Origin of the sequence: Streptomyces sp. CB01201 (assembly GCF_002803085.1) — a bacterium.
Lineage (GTDB): Bacteria > Actinomycetota > Actinomycetes > Streptomycetales > Streptomycetaceae > Streptomyces > Streptomyces hundungensis.
Genome location: NZ_NNBJ01000006.1, coordinates 121,157 through 135,615, shown reverse-complemented (window position 1 = coordinate 135,615; position 14,459 = coordinate 121,157). Strand labels below are relative to the sequence as shown.

Below are 14,459 nucleotides of genomic sequence, written 5' to 3'. Positions count from 1 at the left end.
GGAAAGGCCCCCTACGGCTGCCTACTGCTTACCGCACTGCGAGACCAGCTTCTGCTCGTCCTCCGAGAGGCTGGGGCCGGGTGTGGGAGATGCGGTGGTCGCGGTCTTGTTGGACGGGGCGCCGGTGGCGCCCGTGGCGGGCTTCGCGGGGGTGTTGCCCTCCGCGGCCCGTCGCTCCTCCTCCTTCTTGCAGGCGGACGCCTGCGTCGCGAACTCCTTGATCTTGGCCTGCGCCTTGTCGAGGCTGCTCGCGGCGATGGTCGAGTCGATCTGGTTGCGCTGGTACTGCGGGAGGTACTTGAGTTCGATCTCGGGGTGATCGGTCTCCACCTTGGAGAGCTTCACCCAGGCCAGGTCCTGGCTGATGCCCCGGTACAGCGCCACATGCGGACTGCCGTCGTTGTTGGTGCCGACGAAGTACTGCGTCTGCGTCCACCGGTAGCCGCCGTACAGGCCGCCGCCGACGACCGCCAGGGCCAGCACGATGTACAGCGATCTGCGGATCCAGCGGCCCTTGCCGCGCCGGCGCGGCTTGACGAAGTCCTCGTCGGTGTAGGAGCCGAAGGCGCCCTCGGGCGGGTTGCCGTAGCCGCTGTCCTCACCGCTGCCGGGCGGGCCGAAGCCGCCCTGCGGCGCGGGCGCGGGGCGGCCGAGCCCGGAGGCGCGGCCGGCCGGGGTCTGCATGGCGCCGCCGTCGTTGAGCTGCAACTGGTTCTCGGCGACCGCGCCGACGATGACCGGCGTGTCGTTGAGCTGGCCCGCCAGGGTGTCCCCGGCGTCGACGTCCAGCACATCGGCGATGATCACCGTGATGTTGTCGGGGCCGCCGCCGCGCAGCGCGAGCTGGATCAGCTCCTGCACGGTCTCCTGCGGGCCCTGGTAGCTGGCGAGGGTCTCCTCCATCGTCTGGTGGGAGACCACCCCCGACAGGCCGTCGGAACAGATCAAGTACCGGTCGCCGGCCCGCACTTCACGGATCGACAGGTCGGGCTCGACGTGGTCGCCACTGCCCAGGGCGCGCATCAGGAGCGAGCGCTGCGGGTGGGTGGTGGCCTCTTCCTCGGTGATGCGGCCCTCGTCGACAAGCCGCTGGACCCAGGTGTGGTCCTGGGTGATCTGGGTCAGGACGCCGTCGCGCAGCAGGTAGGCGCGCGAGTCGCCGACGTGCACCAGGCCCAGGCGCTGACCCGTCCACAGCAGAGCGGTGAGCGTGGTGCCCATCCCCTCCAGCTGGGGGTCCTCCTCGACCATCATGCGCAGCTGGTCGTTGGCCCGCTGCACGGCGGTGCCGAGCGAGGTCAGGATGTCGGAGCCGGGTACGTCGTCGTCGAGCGTGACCAGGGTGGAGATCACCTCGGAGGAGGCGACCTCGCCGGCGGCCTGGCCGCCCATGCCGTCGGCGATGGCGAGGAGACGGGGACCGGCGTAGCCGGAGTCCTCGTTCCCCTCGCGGATCATGCCCTTGTGCGATCCGGCGGCGAAACGCAGGGAGAGACTCATGCGCACCTCGCCTGTCGGCTCGGGGTACGGCCGGTCATGTCGAGCCACACTGCCCACCCTCCGGTCGGGAGCCCGTCCCGGTCCCTGAAGACCGCCGCGGCTCGCTCGCTCCGCTCGCTCATTGTCGTACTACTTCCGCAGCTCGATGACGGTCTTGCCGATGCGGATCGGCGCGCCCAGCGGAATCGGGGTCGGGGTGGTGAGCCGGGTCCGGTCCAGATAGGTGCCGTTGGTGGACCCGAGGTCCTCGACGATCCAATTGCCGTCCCGGTCCGGGTAGATCCTGGCATGGCGGCTCGACGCGTAGTCGTCGTCCAGGACGATCGTCGAATCGTGCGCCCGGCCCAGCGTGACGGTCTGCCCCTGGAGCGCGACCGTGGTCCCGGTCAGGGTGCCCTCGGAGACCACCAGCTTGGTCGGGGCGCCGCGGCGCTGGCGCCCGCCCCCGCCCTGCTGCTGGCCGCGCTGCGGCGGCGGTGCGGCGGCCGCGGCCTGCCGGCCGGTCTGCTGCTGCCGGTTGGCGTCATTGCCCCGGCGCGAACCGCGCTGGGTGACGCGCGTTCCGAACAGATCACTGCGAATGACCTGAACGGCCACGATGACGAACAGCCACAGTACGGCGAGGAAACCCAACCGCATGACCGTGAGGGTCAGCTCTGACATTGCCCCCGCTTCACCCTTCGGCTTGCCGGTAAACGATGGTGGTGCTGCCCACGACGATCCGCGAGCCGTCGCGGAGCGTAGCGCGGGTGGTGTGCTGCCCGTCCACCACGATGCCGTTGGTGGACCCGAGATCCTGGATCGTCGGGGGCGTTCCGGTCCGGATCTCACAGTGCCGGCGCGAGACGCCGGGATCGTCGATCCTCACATCCGCATCGGTGCTGCGGCCAAGGACCAGAGTCGGGCGGGAGATCTGATGGCGGGTGCCGTTGATCTCGATCCAGCGTCGCACCTGGCCCTGCCCGCCCGGCATCGGCCCCGGAGCCGCCGGACGGTGCTCCCCGGGCGAGGCGGAGGGGCGGCCCGGGGGCGGCGCCGACGGCATGGGCGGGGCGGAAGCGGCCGGCGGGTAGCCGTAGCCACCACGGCCGCCCTGCGGCGCCGCAGGGGCGGGCCGCTGCGGGGCACCCGGGCCCGCGCCCTGGGGGCCCTGGTGGCCCTGCTGGTCGGTGCTGGACGCGAGTGTGCGGCTGCGCACCCGGTACAGACCGGTGTCGAGGTCCTCGGCCTTCTCCAGGTGCACCTTGATCGGGCCCATGAAGGTGTAGCGCTGCTGCTTCGCGTAGTCGCGCACCAGGCCGGACAGCTCGTCGCCGAGCTGGCCCGAGTACGGGCTGAGCCGCTCGAAGTCCGGAGCGCTCAGCTCGACGATGAAGTCATTGGGGACGACCGTGCGGTCCCGGTTCCAGATCGACGCGTTGTTGTCGCACTCGCGCTGGAGCGCGCCTGCGATCTCGACGGGCTGGACCTCGGACTTGAAGACCTTCGCGAAGGTGCCGTTGACCAGGCCTTCGAGCCGCTGCTCGAAACGCTTCAGGACTCCCATGGGGCACCTCCTCCGTCGTTGTCGTCCTGGTCTTGCTGCCGGTTCTGCTCTGAGTCGCTCTCTTGGTACTGCTTACTGATCGTATCCACGCGTCGGGAAATCGGCTGGTTCCCCTTCTGTGCCCTGTGGACGAGTGTCACCTCTCACACGCACCCTTCGTACGGATCGTAGAGGTGGCTTCCCGACAGTGTCCCGCACCTCGGGTGCACTCAGGAGGAGCGGGTAACGATGCCGGGGGTTGCCTCTCACTGATCTGCTCCTCCCCTCCAGGGTGGCCGCAAACAACGGATGTGAATCCACCCTGTCCAGCGTGCTAATCTTCTCGACGTCGCCAGGCAATCGCACCGAAAAGTGAGAGAGCCCAGCACACCACTCTTGCGCGAGTGGCGGAACGGCAGACGCGCTGGCTTCAGGTGCCAGTGTCCTTCGGGACGTGGGGGTTCAAATCCCCCCTCGCGCACAACAGGGCACAGACGAAGTGCCCGCAGCAGTACCGATGAAACGGGCTGATCGTGAAAGCGATCAGCCCGTTTCTGTATGTCCGGGCCCGGGGAGCCGGGCGCGGCACGACGGCGGGTTTCGGCCGGGTTCCGGTGTGGGGTACCTCACTGGGGTGTCGGGCCGGGGACGGCGCGTGGTTCACACGGCGGCGACGAGCGGCACGCGCGGGGCCGGGACGGCGGGTGCCGGCAGCCGGGTGCGCACCGGCTTCACGATGCCGAGGGCGTGGCGCATGGTCGCGAGCTTCGCGCTGGTCTCCGCGAACTCCACGTCCAGGCGGCTGTCGGCGACGATGCCGCCGCCCGCGCGCAGCGTGAGCAGGCCGTCGTTGGCGTCGTAGTCCAGTCCGCGCAGGGCCATGTAGAACTCGCAGTCGCCGTCGCTGTCGAGCCAGCCGACCAGGCCTCCGTAGTAGCCGCGTGCGGACTCGTTCGCGGTGATCAGCTCCAGCGATGCGGCCTGCGGGACCCCGCAGACGGCGGGGGACGGGTGCAGAGCCGAGACGAGGTCGGCGACGCGGACGTCGAAGCCGCGCAGCCGGGCCCGGATCGGAGTGCCCAGGTGCCAGACGCCGGGCGCCTCGATCAGCTCGGGCCGGCCGGGGTGGTCGACGAGGGTGCAGAACGGGGCCAGGTTCGCGAGCATGAACTCCACGAGATGGCGGTGCTCCACGAGGAACTTGTCCGTGAACAGCTCGGCGCGCGCCCGCCGTTCGTCCTCGGCCGGGGTCAGCGTCGGATCGCGCGGGACGGTGCCCGCGAGCGGCGTCATGGTGATGGTGTCGCCGGACTTGCGCAGGAACAGTTCGGGGCTCGCCCCCAGGGTGTGGACGCCGGGGCTGTGGAGGTGCTCGACCAGGTAGCTGTGCACGCGCGGATAGAGGTCGGCGATGCGGCCGTAGAGGTGCAGCGGGTCGATGGACGCGCTGCCGGTCGACCGGAACCGCTCGGCACGGGCCACGACGACCTTCTCCAGGGCGCTGCCCGGCGACCGGAGCAGTGGCAGCACCGAATCGACCAGGCGGATGTAGCCGGCGATCTCGGTGTCGTTGAAGGGGACGTCGGGGAAGAAGGACCCCGTGTCGCGGGCCGGTGCGGCGGACGGCCGGTGGGCGGCGCGGCGGCCCAGGTAGAAGGAGGAGGTGCCGGAGGCGGGGTCGAAGGGGACGGCGCCGGCGACGAGGTCGCCGAACGCGCCGCCGCGGACGGCCAGTTCGGCCTCGGCCAGATCCGTGAAGGTGCTCAGCGGGCCCTCCAGGCTCGCCGAGGTGCTCGGGCCGTGCAGCAGGAACGGGGTTCTCGCGCGGTCCGTCCCGGGTGCGGGGAAGCGCTGTTCAGACATGGATCGGCCCTCCGGTCCGTGCGGACCACGGAACGTAGTCGGTGTATCCCGCGCTGCCGCCGCCGTAGAAGCGGCTGGGGTCGGGAGCGGTCAGGGGTGCCCCGTGCTCAAGGCGTTCGGCCAGGTCGGGGTTGGAGACGAAGAGGCGTCCCAGGGCCACCGCGTCGGCGCCGGCGGCGAGTTGGCCGCCGAGCCGGTCGCGCAGTTCGCCGGCGGACCAGGACAGGTCCGTGCCCATGTTGTGGATCCAGCCGCCGGGCCGGTGCGTGCGCAGCAGGCCGAGGACGCCCGGATCGCTGCCGGTGATGGTGTGGACGTAGGCCAGGCGGCGCACCGAGGGGTGGCCGAGCAGGGCCGGGTAGACCTCGGCCGCGGTCGCCTCGGTGAGGCGGTTGGCGGAGAAGCCGGGAGAGATGCGCAGACCGGTGCGGGTGGGGCCGATGGCCGCCGAGACGGCCTCGACGACGCGGACCGCGAAGCGGATCCGGTGGTCGGTACCGCCGCCGTACTCGTCGTCGCGCAGATTGGTGCCGGAGGCGAGGAACTGGTGGACGAGGTAGCCGTTGCCGCCGTGGACCTCCACCCCGTCGAATCCGGCGCGCACGGCCAGGGCCGCCGCCCGGGCGAACTCCTCGACGGTGCCGTCGATCTCGCCGGTGGTCATCGCCCGCGGCACGGGCTGCTCGACGGTCCGTCCGTCCAGGACGGCGGTGTCGCGGGGCACGACCGCCGACGGCGCGAGGCAGGTCCGGCCGCCGTTGACGCTCGGATGGGCGGCCAGGCCCGCGTGCATCAGCTGCACGACGATACGGCCGCCGCGCTCGTGCACGGCCCCGGTGATCTTGGCCCACGCGGCCACGTCCCGGGCGGTGATCAGATGGGGGCTGCCGGGCTGGCCCTTGCCCCGCAGGGAGGGGTGGACGCTGCCGGTCACGATGAGGCCGGCGGAGGAGCGCTGTTCGTAGTAGGTGCGCATCAGGTCGTTCGGGGTCCCGTCGGCGTCCGCTCTGCGGCGGCCCATCGGGCTCATGACGATCCGGTTGGCGGCGTCGATGTCGCCGAACCGCACCGGTGAGAAGAGCTCTGCTGACATGTCAGCCTTCCTTGTCCTGGGGGGCCGGTGCCGGCGTGAGGCTCAGCCGGGTGCGGATCGCGGAACGGTCGATCTTGGAGTTGGGCAGCAGCGGCAGGTCCGCGCCGAAGACGACCCGCTTGGGCATCGCCGCCCGGCCGAGCAGCCGGCCCACCGATTCGCGGACGGCGCCGCTGCCGAGGGCGCGCATCCCGGCCCGCGGGACGACGTGGGCGCTGACCAGCTCGCCCCACTCGGGGTCGGGCAGGCCCATGACCACGGCGCTGTCGACCCAGTCGAGACCGAGCAGCACCTCCTCGACGGCGCCCGCGGAGACCTTGACCCCACCGGTGTTGATGAGGTCGTCGGTCCGGCCGAGCGGGACCAGACGGCCCGCGTCCCAGCGGGCCCGGTCCGCGGTGCGGAACCAGCGCACTCCGGCGGCGTCGACGGAGAACCGGCTCTGCTCTGCCTCGGCGGCACCGAGGTAGGTGCCGGCCACCGTCGGTCCGCCGATGTGCACGATGTCGTCGACGAGCCGCACCTGGACCCCGTCGAGCGGCACCCCGTCGTAGACGCAGCCGCCGCCGGTCTCCGTCATGCCGTACGTGGACAGGTGGCGGGTGACCTCGCGCAGCCGGTCGGCGGTGGCCCGGTCGAGCGGTGCGCCGCCCACCAACACCGCGTCGAACCGGGCCAGTTCGGCCCGTGCCTCGGCGTCGGCGAGCAGCCGGCGGACCTGGGTGGGGACCAGGGCCGTGTACCGGCGCCCGCTTCCCATCCGGCGGGCCGCGGCCACGAAGGCCGCCGCGTCGAAGCGGCCGCCGGCGAGTGTGGTGACCCCGGTGCCGCCGACGACGGCACGGGACAGGACCTGGAAGCCGGCCACGAATCCGAGCGGCAGGCAGAGCAGCCACTCACCGGGCCCGCCGAGGCGGGCCAGCGTCGCATGGGCCGAGGCGAGGAGCGCGGTGCGCGGCAGCGCGGTCCGCTTGGGGGGCCCGGTCGAACCGGAGGTGGACAGGACCACTCCGGTGCCCTCGGGGACCGTCGGGGGCAGGTGGGCTGTCTGAGCGGGATCGGAGACCGGGGCGATGGCGTCGCCGCCGCGCTGCATCCGCTCGATCTCGGGGAGCAGGAGACGGACGGCCGCGCCGGGTTCCGCGGGCAGGACGATCGGGCGCAGGGGGATGGCTGACACGACGTTCCCTCAGAAGTAGTAGGGGTGGGCGGACCAGTCGGGGGCGCGCTTCTCCAGGAAGGCGTTGCGACCCTCGACGGCCTCGTCGGTCATGTAGGCCAGGCGCGTCGTCTCGCCCGCGAACACCTGCTGGCCGACCATGCCGTCGTCGGGCAGGTTGAAGGCGAACTTGAGCATCCGGATGGCCTGCGGCGACTGCGCGGTAATGTCCCGGCAGTACTCGATGGCGGTGCGCTCCAGTTCGGCGTGCGGCACCACGTCGTTGACCGCGCCCATCTCGCGCATCCGGTCGGCGTCGATCTCCCGGGCCAGGAAGAAGATCTCGCGGGCGTACTTCTGTCCGACCTGGCGGGCCAGCAGCGCCGAACCGTACCCGGCGTCGAAGGAGCCGACGGTGGCGTCGGTCTGCTTGAACCGGCCGAACTCGCGGGAGGCGATGGTCAGATCGCAGACGACGTGCAGCGAGTGCCCGCCGCCCGCGGCCCAGCCGGAGACCGCCGCGATGACGACCTTGGGCATGGTGCGGATCAGGCGCTGCACCTCCAGGATGTGCAGCCGGCCCGCGCGGGCCGGGTCGATGTGCTCGGCGGTCTCGCCCTCGGCGTAGCGGTAGCCGTCACGGCCCCGGATGCGCTGGTCGCCCCCGGAGCAGAACGCCCAGCCGCCGTCCTTGGCGGAGGGCCCGTTGCCGGTGAGGACGACCGCGCCGACGTCGGAGGACATCCGGGCGTGGTCCAGCGTGCGGTACAGCTCGTCGACGGTCCGGGGGCGGAAGGCGTTGCGCACCTCGGGCCGGTCGAAGGCGATGCGCACCCAGGGCAGGTCGCGCAGCACGGCGCCGTCGGCGTCGCGCTCCACGCCCCGGTGGTAGGTGATGTCGGTGAGGTCCTCGAAGCCGTCGACGACGCGCCATGCCGTGGGGTCGAACGGGTTGGCCACCTCCTCGGCGGGGGCGGCCGGGGCGACGGGGGCGGGGGCGGGGGTGGTGATGGTCATGACTCTGTTTCCACTCGTTCGGGCTGGTCAGCCGACCAGGACGGGAGCGCCGGCTGGGGCGATGGTGTTCAGTGCGGCGGTGGCCCGCTCGCTCGCGCGGGCGTGCAGCTCCCTCAACCGGGTGCGGGCCACCGGGACTTCGAGGACGATCGGGCGGTCGCAGGCGCGGGCCGCGGCGAGCGCGGGGCCGAGCGCCGAGGGCTCGACGCTCCGGTGCGAGACCCCGTAGGAGCCGCACAGGGCCGCGAAGTCGACGTTCTGCGGGGCGCCGTAGATCCGCTCGAAGGTGTCTCCGTACGGTGCGGAGCGGTACTTGGGGTGGCCCTGTTCGAGGACCTCGAAGATGCCTCCCCCCGCGTCGTTGGAGACGACGACCACCAGGTTGGCGGGGACCTGTTCCAGTACGCCGTTCTGGAGGCCGACCGCGTCGTAGGCGAAGGTGAGGTCGCCGACGAGGGTGACCACCGTGCGGTCCGGGTTGGCGAGGGCGGCGCCCACGGCGGAGCTGATGTTGCCGTCGATGCCGGCCACTCCGCGGTTGGACAGCACCCGCACCCCGGCCGGCAGCGCGGCGGTCAGGGACACGTCCCGGACCGGGTTCGAGGCGCCCACCCACAGAAGGTCGCCGGGGTGCAGGGCGCGGACCACGGCTTCCGCCACGCCCACCCCGGTGCCGCGGTGGCCGGGCTCGTCGAGCGTTTCGGCCCAGGTGCGGCGCAACACGGCGTCCAGCCGCGCGAGTTGGTCCGCCCACGCGGGGGCGGCCGTGCCCTCGAACACCGGGTTCACGGCGAGTACGTCGATGTGCGGGGCCGCGTAGACCCAGGCGTCGTCGCCGTCGCCGAGCAGGATCGTGGTGACGTCGGGCCGGGCGAGCAGCTTGCCCACGTTGCGGTGCAGGGTCGGCCGCCCGGCCACCAGGACCTGTTCGGGCCCGATGTGGTCGAGGACCCACGGATGCAGGGCGGTGCGTCCTTCGAGGGGGACGGTCGGCTCCGCGATCAGCGGGACGGACCCGGGGATGCCGGTCAGGTCGGCGCCGTCGCCCGCGACCACGACGGTCGGGCGGCTCAGGTCGACGCGGTACGGCCGCGCGGCGCCGCGGTCCCGGTCGAAGGTGCGAAACCACGGCTGCCCCTCGGGGCGCCCGGCCGGGAAGCGCACCGCCCGGTCCTGCGGCGGGATGCCGGACGGCAGCGGCACGTCGATCTGGACCGGTCCCGGCCGGCCGGCCAGCCGCCCGGCGCCGATGCCGAGTGCGTGGCAGATCTGGGCCCGCACGACCCGGTTCATCTCCTCGGTCCCTTCCGGCACTTGGAGGTGCTGGACGTGGCGTACCTGCGAGGTGAGGAGTTCGGCCTGTTCGACGGTCTGCGAGGCGCCGGTGCCGAGGACGGCGAGCGGGCGGTTGGCGGTGACCAGGACCAGCGGGAGCCGGGAGTAGTGGGCCTCCGTCACGGCGGGCAGCAGATTCGCCACCGCCGAGCCCGAGGTGGTCACGACCGCGGCCGGGGCCCCGGTCGACTTGGTCACGCCGAGGGCGAGGAACGCGGCGGAGCGTTCGTCCAGGCGGACGTGGAGGGTGATCGTGCCGGCCGCCGCGCGCCGGGTCAGCTCGAAGCCGATGGGGCCGTTGCGGGACCCGGGGCAGTAGACGAAGGTCTCGACGCCGCCCCGGACGAGTTCGTCCACGACGACCGCCGCGGTCACGGTCGGCTCCACGGCGGTGGCTGCGGGGCCCGGTTCAGCGTGGTGGTTCATGGTGGTGGCTCCCCATGCACTGGCCGATCTGGGTGAGGACCGGGCTCGGGTCGGGTTCGTTCAGGAGCTCCCACGGCCAGTGGCCGAGGATGTCCGATGAGGCGGTGGTGACATACACGCCGGGCGGCAGGGCGGCGCCGCCGTCCAGGCGGTCCGCGGACCGGGCCCGCCGGGCCCCCGCGAAGAGCGCGCCGCGCACGGCCGGCTCGTCGGGGCCGCCGACCAGGACCACCGGATGCGGCGGCCAGGCCGTCTCCGGCGCGTCGGACAGGACCATGCGGGAGCCGGTGAAGCCGGCGCGGGACCAGACCGGCGGCTCCTCGCCCTCGGCGGTGGGGCGCGGGCGCGGGTGGATGCACGCGGTGCGCTGGACGTCGGAGCGCCGGGGCCGCCGCACGGCGGTCGGCTCGGGCTCACCGGAGCCGGTGCGTCCCACCCAGCGGTCCGTCGTCTCCTTGATGGCGCCGAGCTCGTCGGCCATCTCCGCGCGCCGCAGCAGGTCGTAGCGGACCAGGGCGGCCGGTACGTCGACCGCACCTTCGGCCGCCTCCCCGACTGCCCTGTCGCACAGCTGGGTTGCCAGGGCGAAGGCGTCCTCAAGGGCGTTGTTCATGCCGCGTCCGCCGGCCGGTGACTGGACGTGGGCCGCGTCGCCGATCAGGGCGACGGAGCCGCGGGCGAACGTCTCGGCCATGGCGACGGTGACATGGAACTCGGCCTGCCAGGTCGCGGTGTCCACGGAGAGCGGGAAGCCGTGCTCGGCGGCGGTCTTCAGCAGGAAGCCGGCCGGGTCGGCGTCCGGGTCGAGGACGGGGACGACGACGCGGGTGCCGCCCGCGGGCAGCGGCACCGAGACCAGCGTGCCCCGCCGGCCCACCCACGTGATCGAGGTGTCCCGGGGGAACAGGCCCTGTTCGTCGGTGAAGTCGAGCAGCGCGAAACGGGAGGCGTAGCGTTCGCCGGCCGACTCGACGCCCAGCTGCCCGCGCACCACCGAGTGGGCCCCGTCGGCGCCGACCAGGAGGTCGGCGGTGAGCTGCTCGGTCCGGCCGTCGCCGTGGCCGACGGTGACCCGCGGGCGCCCGTCGGCGCCCGCGACGAAGGAGGTGACGGCCGCGCCGCGCACGACGGTGGCGCCGAGGTCGACGGCCCGCTCCTCCAGGATCTCCTCCAACTCCCCCTGCGGGAGCGTGTGGAAGGCGTACGGGCCGAGGTCGAGGTCGCGCTCCGCGTCGTCGGAGACGAAGCGCAGCCGTTCCACGCGATGGGCGCGGGCGCGGACCCGTCGGCCGGCGCCGAGGGTGTCGAGCAGGTGCGCGGCCGGCGGCCACAGGGTCGGGGCGCGGGTTCCGGCGCGGCGCTCGGTGAGCGGCTCCAGTACGGTGACCTGCCAGCCGGCGGAGCCGAGCAGGCCGGCCAGGGCGAGTCCGGCGGGGCCCGCCCCGGCAATCAACGCGGTCGATTGCCGGGAGGCGGACGGGCCGGCGGTGTCAGGCCGCATGGGAGGCCCCGCCGCGCAGCAGCTGCTCAAGGCGGTTGCGCTGGACCTTCATGGTGGCGGTGCGCGGGAACTTCTCGAAGGGCAGGATCACCGGCGCCTCCAGGCGCGGCATGTCCGCCACGCAGGCCCACCAGGCGTCCCAGTCCATCTCCTGGCCGTCGGAGACCGAGACCACCGGCTGCGGGTCGCCGTCGGCGGTGCGGACCAGGACGACCTCGTTGAGGAAGTGCAGCTTGTCCAGGAGCGCGTCCTCGATCGCCAGCGTGCTCTTGACCTCGTCGATGAGGTCCACCTGCCGGTCGTGCAGCGCCAGTTGGCCGGTCGGCGTGATCTCGCCCTGGTCGCCGCTGTTCCACCAGCCGTCGCGGAGGTTCTTCTCGAACCGCTCCTCCTCCCCGTAGTACGTGACCGCACGGCCCCGCGACGACATCTCGATGACGCCCTGCTTGCCGCGCGGCAGCGGGTGGCCGGCCTCGTCGACGACGCGGACCCGGGTCAGCTTGGGGACGCCGTAGCCCATGCCGCGGGCGTCGCTGTACCGCAGCGAGGTACGGGTGTTGGCGCGGACCACCATGGGGCCGCATTCGCTCTGGCCGTAGACCTGGAGGTAGACCGGCACCCGGTGGCCGGAGGCGTTCAGGTACTTGAGCATCGTCCCCTTGTTGACCGCGTCGAACGTCGAGTGCACGTACTTGACGCTCGCGAAGACCGACGGGTCGCGGTCGATGAGGGACGTCCAGCGCACCAGGTGGTTCGGGTGCGATTCGAGGGCGAGCGGCCGGTACTGGCGCAGCATCGTCTCGACGTTGTCCTCGCGCGGATCGCCGATGTTGAGAAAGGAGAAGCCGTACGACATCAGCGAGGAGATGCCGATGTTGAAGCGGCTGTGCACCGGGGAGATGTGGAAGGCGATGAGCCCCTGGCGGTCCACGAAGGACAGCACCCGGCGCTGCCAGGTGACGCGCCAGCCCATCGACGTGGGGGAGTGGGCGATGAACTTGGGGATGCCGGTGGTGCCCGAGGTGTGCGTCATGTACGCGATGTCGCGCACCGCGGGCTTGCGGGCGGGACCGCCCGGCTTCTCGACCACGGTGTCCCTGATCACCTGGGTGTCGAGCTTGCGCGCCTCGTCCACCGAGGTGATGGCGGCGACCTTGTCGTTGGTCGCGGCGTCGAAGACCAGCCACGGCTGCTTGAGCCGGGCCCCCATCACCGTGACCGTCTCGGCGTCCAGGTGCGGGGAGATCATCACCGGCACGGCACCGGCGTAGGAGACGGCCACCGCGAGGAGGTAGCTGTCGAAGAGGGCGGACTTGTAGACGACGACGTGGTCGCCCGGTGCGATGCCCTGCGCGATGAACTGCTCACCGCGACGGGCGACGGCGGCCGCCGCCTCGGCGTAGGTGACGTGCAGACCGATCTCGGGGTAGGCCGACAGCGGGGCGTCGAGGTGGATCATCGAGGCGGGGTGGGCATCGGCCGCCTGGCGGAAGTTCTCGTAGAGGTACAGCGGACGGGACGTGGGCTTGAAGAGCTCCTTGATCGGGAACATCAGCGGGCACCTCCGGCGATCGAGACGAGGCGGTCAACGAGGTAGCGCATGGCGGCGAGGTTCTCCTCGGGGACGTTCTCCGGCTCACGGCCGGAGACCGAACTGATCCCGTAGGGATTGCCGTTCAGGGGCGTGTGCTGCTCGGGGCCGGTCAGTCCGGCCGGCACGATGACCGCGCCCCAGTGGTAGAGGATGTTGTTGAAGGACAGGACCGTGCTCTCCTGGCCGCCGTGGTTGGTGGCCGTCGAGACGAACGTGGTCATGAACTTGTCGGCGAGGCCGCCGGCCAGGTGCAGCGGCAGGGTCTGGTCGACGAAGTGCTTCACCGGGGCCGACATGGCTCCGTACCGGCCGGGGGTGCCCCACAGCACGACCTCGGCGTCGGCCAGGTCTTCGAGGGCCGCCTTGTGGACCTCGGCGGTGCGCTCCGGCTCGTCGATCTCGGGCAGGCGGTGGACGCCCACCTCGTGGCCGAGGGCCTCGGCGTGCTCGGCGGCGGCGCGGGCCAGCAGATGAACGTTGCCGCTCAGGCTGTGGTAGATGACGGCGATCTTCACAGCTCGGTCCCCATCGAGACGTCGAGGCGCTGGCCGGTGATGGCCTGGGACGTCGACTGGGCGAGCAGGCCGATGATCTCGGCGATGTCCGCCGGCTTGGCGATCTTGCCGAGTGCCGAGGTGGCACGGGTCGCCGCGGCGGCCTCGTCGTTGTCGCGCAGCCAGCCGGCGTTGATGTTGGTGTCGACGACACCGGGGGCCAGCAGGTTGACGGTGATGCCCTTGGGGCCGAGCAGGACGGCGAGGTTGGTGGTCAGGTACTCCAGGGTGATCTTGCTCATGCCGTAGCCGGTGAGCGCCGGGTAGGCGTAGCGGGTCAGACCGGAGCCGGTGAACACGATCTGGCCACCGGGGGCGGTCATCCGCTCCGCGGCGCGGACCGCGAGCCCGTACGGGGCGACGGTGTTGATCTGGAGGAGGCGGCTCAGGTCCTTCTCGCCGAGCTGGGTCGGGTCGCCGAACGGCGCGATGCCCGCGTTGAGGTAGACGAAGTCGAGCGTGCGGCCGGCCAGTGCCTCCTCGACCTGGGGCCACAGGGTGGCCACCGCGTCGATGTCGGAGAAGTCGGCCGTCAGGGCGGTGGTGGTGGCGCCGAACTCCTTGGCCTCGATGGCCAGTTCGTCCAGGCCGTCCGGGGTGAGGCTCTGCACGATCAGGTCGTGGCCCAGCTCGGCCAGGCGCAGGGCGGACGCGCGGCCGATGCCACTGCCGGCGCCGGTGACGAAAGCGACGCGGTTGCTCATGGGAAGTGCTCCTCTGGATGCGGGTGCCGTGCGGCGATGTGCGCGGCGAGGGGGGAATCGGGCGGCGGATCCTGCTGCCGCCGGGCCGTGTCCGGCTCTGGTGAAGAGCTTCGTCCGGGGCCGGAAGTAGTTCAAGTAGGAACTTTTAAGTGCCTATACTCTGCGCGCTCCGGCGGTGGCCAGCGGCC

At 72.1% G+C, this 14,459-nt stretch carries 12 protein-coding genes and 1 tRNA gene; 1 reads left to right on the top strand and 12 read right to left on the bottom strand.

Annotated elements, in window-relative coordinates:
* Nucleotides 1–21: 21 nt before the first annotated feature.
* The 3 genes from CG740_RS14710 to CG740_RS14700 form a co-directional block, all read right to left on the bottom strand.
* Nucleotides 22–1,500, bottom strand: coding sequence for a Stp1/IreP family PP2C-type Ser/Thr phosphatase (locus CG740_RS14710; protein WP_100575570.1), 1,479 nt, complete (start codon nt 1,498–1,500; stop codon nt 22–24).
* A 129-nt stretch (nt 1,501–1,629) separates the two neighbouring features.
* Nucleotides 1,630–2,163, bottom strand: a complete 534-nt coding sequence (locus CG740_RS14705) for an FHA domain-containing protein FhaB/FipA (RefSeq protein ID WP_100575569.1) — start codon at nt 2,161–2,163, stop codon at nt 1,630–1,632.
* 10 nt (nt 2,164–2,173) lie between these two features.
* Nucleotides 2,174–3,046 (bottom strand): FhaA domain-containing protein, encoded by an 873-nt coding sequence (locus tag CG740_RS14700; protein ID WP_100575568.1) that lies wholly within the window; start codon nt 3,044–3,046, stop codon nt 2,174–2,176.
* A 377-nt stretch (nt 3,047–3,423) separates the two neighbouring features.
* On the opposite strand from CG740_RS14700, the gene CG740_RS14695 reads away from it, so the two are divergent.
* Nucleotides 3,424–3,506 (top strand) — tRNA-Leu (locus CG740_RS14695).
* 179 nt (nt 3,507–3,685) lie between these two features.
* Here the strand turns inward: CG740_RS14695 and CG740_RS14690 are convergent.
* Genes CG740_RS14690 through CG740_RS14650 form a run of 9 tightly spaced genes read right to left on the bottom strand, consistent with a single transcriptional unit; the run spans nt 3,686 to nt 14,271 of the window.
* Nucleotides 3,686–4,888 (bottom strand): isochorismate synthase, encoded by a 1,203-nt coding sequence (locus CG740_RS14690; RefSeq protein ID WP_100575567.1) that lies wholly within the window; start codon nt 4,886–4,888, stop codon nt 3,686–3,688.
* Nucleotides 4,881–5,981: an oxidoreductase gene (locus tag CG740_RS14685; protein ID WP_100575566.1), complete on the bottom strand. Its 1,101-nt coding sequence runs from the start codon at nt 5,979–5,981 to the stop codon at nt 4,881–4,883. The genes CG740_RS14690 and CG740_RS14685 overlap by 8 nt, the downstream gene beginning before the upstream one ends.
* A gap of 1 nt (nt 5,982) precedes the next feature.
* Nucleotides 5,983–7,161: an AMP-binding protein gene (locus CG740_RS14680; RefSeq protein ID WP_199846447.1), complete on the bottom strand. Its 1,179-nt coding sequence runs from the start codon at nt 7,159–7,161 to the stop codon at nt 5,983–5,985.
* 9 nt (nt 7,162–7,170) lie between these two features.
* Nucleotides 7,171–8,157: a 1,4-dihydroxy-2-naphthoyl-CoA synthase gene (locus CG740_RS14675; RefSeq protein WP_100575565.1), complete on the bottom strand. Its 987-nt coding sequence runs from the start codon at nt 8,155–8,157 to the stop codon at nt 7,171–7,173.
* Between the two features lie 27 nt (nt 8,158–8,184).
* Nucleotides 8,185–9,918, bottom strand: coding sequence for a 2-succinyl-5-enolpyruvyl-6-hydroxy-3-cyclohexene-1-carboxylic-acid synthase (gene menD / locus CG740_RS14670; protein WP_100575564.1), 1,734 nt, complete (start codon nt 9,916–9,918; stop codon nt 8,185–8,187).
* Entirely contained in the window at nt 9,902–11,419 is a 1,518-nt protein-coding gene (locus CG740_RS14665; RefSeq protein WP_100575563.1) for an FAD-dependent oxidoreductase, read from the bottom strand. The genes menD and CG740_RS14665 overlap by 17 nt, the downstream gene beginning before the upstream one ends.
* Entirely contained in the window at nt 11,409–12,971 is a 1,563-nt protein-coding gene (locus tag CG740_RS14660) for an AMP-binding protein (RefSeq protein WP_100575562.1), read from the bottom strand. The genes CG740_RS14665 and CG740_RS14660 overlap by 11 nt, the downstream gene beginning before the upstream one ends.
* Entirely contained in the window at nt 12,971–13,528 is a 558-nt protein-coding gene (locus tag CG740_RS14655; protein WP_100575561.1) for an NAD(P)H-dependent oxidoreductase, read from the bottom strand. The genes CG740_RS14660 and CG740_RS14655 overlap by 1 nt, the downstream gene beginning before the upstream one ends.
* A complete protein-coding gene (locus CG740_RS14650) occupies nt 13,525–14,271 on the bottom strand; it encodes an SDR family NAD(P)-dependent oxidoreductase (RefSeq protein WP_100575560.1) in 747 nt (248 codons plus the stop codon). Before CG740_RS14650 ends, CG740_RS14655 begins: the two co-directional genes overlap by 4 nt.
* Nucleotides 14,272–14,459: the final 188 nt, after the last annotated feature.

Excerpts from the sequence above, each read along its gene's own strand:
- CG740_RS14710 (WP_100575570.1), bottom strand. The coding sequence starts at position 1,500 with ATGAGTCTCTCCCTGCGTTTCGCCGCCGGATCGCACAAGGGCATGATC.
- CG740_RS14705 (WP_100575569.1), bottom strand. The coding sequence starts at position 2,163 with ATGTCAGAGCTGACCCTCACGGTCATGCGGTTGGGTTTCCTCGCCGTA.
- CG740_RS14700 (WP_100575568.1), bottom strand. The coding sequence starts at position 3,046 with ATGGGAGTCCTGAAGCGTTTCGAGCAGCGGCTCGAAGGCCTGGTCAAC.
- CG740_RS14690 (WP_100575567.1), bottom strand. The coding sequence starts at position 4,888 with ATGTCTGAACAGCGCTTCCCCGCACCCGGGACGGACCGCGCGAGAACC.
- CG740_RS14685 (WP_100575566.1), bottom strand. The coding sequence starts at position 5,981 with ATGTCAGCAGAGCTCTTCTCACCGGTGCGGTTCGGCGACATCGACGCC.
- CG740_RS14675 (WP_100575565.1), bottom strand. The coding sequence starts at position 8,157 with ATGACCATCACCACCCCCGCCCCCGCCCCCGTCGCCCCGGCCGCCCCC.
- menD (WP_100575564.1), bottom strand. The coding sequence starts at position 9,918 with ATGAACCACCACGCTGAACCGGGCCCCGCAGCCACCGCCGTGGAGCCG.
- CG740_RS14665 (WP_100575563.1), bottom strand. The coding sequence starts at position 11,419 with ATGCGGCCTGACACCGCCGGCCCGTCCGCCTCCCGGCAATCGACCGCG.
- CG740_RS14660 (WP_100575562.1), bottom strand. The coding sequence starts at position 12,971 with ATGTTCCCGATCAAGGAGCTCTTCAAGCCCACGTCCCGTCCGCTGTAC.
- CG740_RS14650 (WP_100575560.1), bottom strand. The coding sequence starts at position 14,271 with ATGAGCAACCGCGTCGCTTTCGTCACCGGCGCCGGCAGTGGCATCGGC.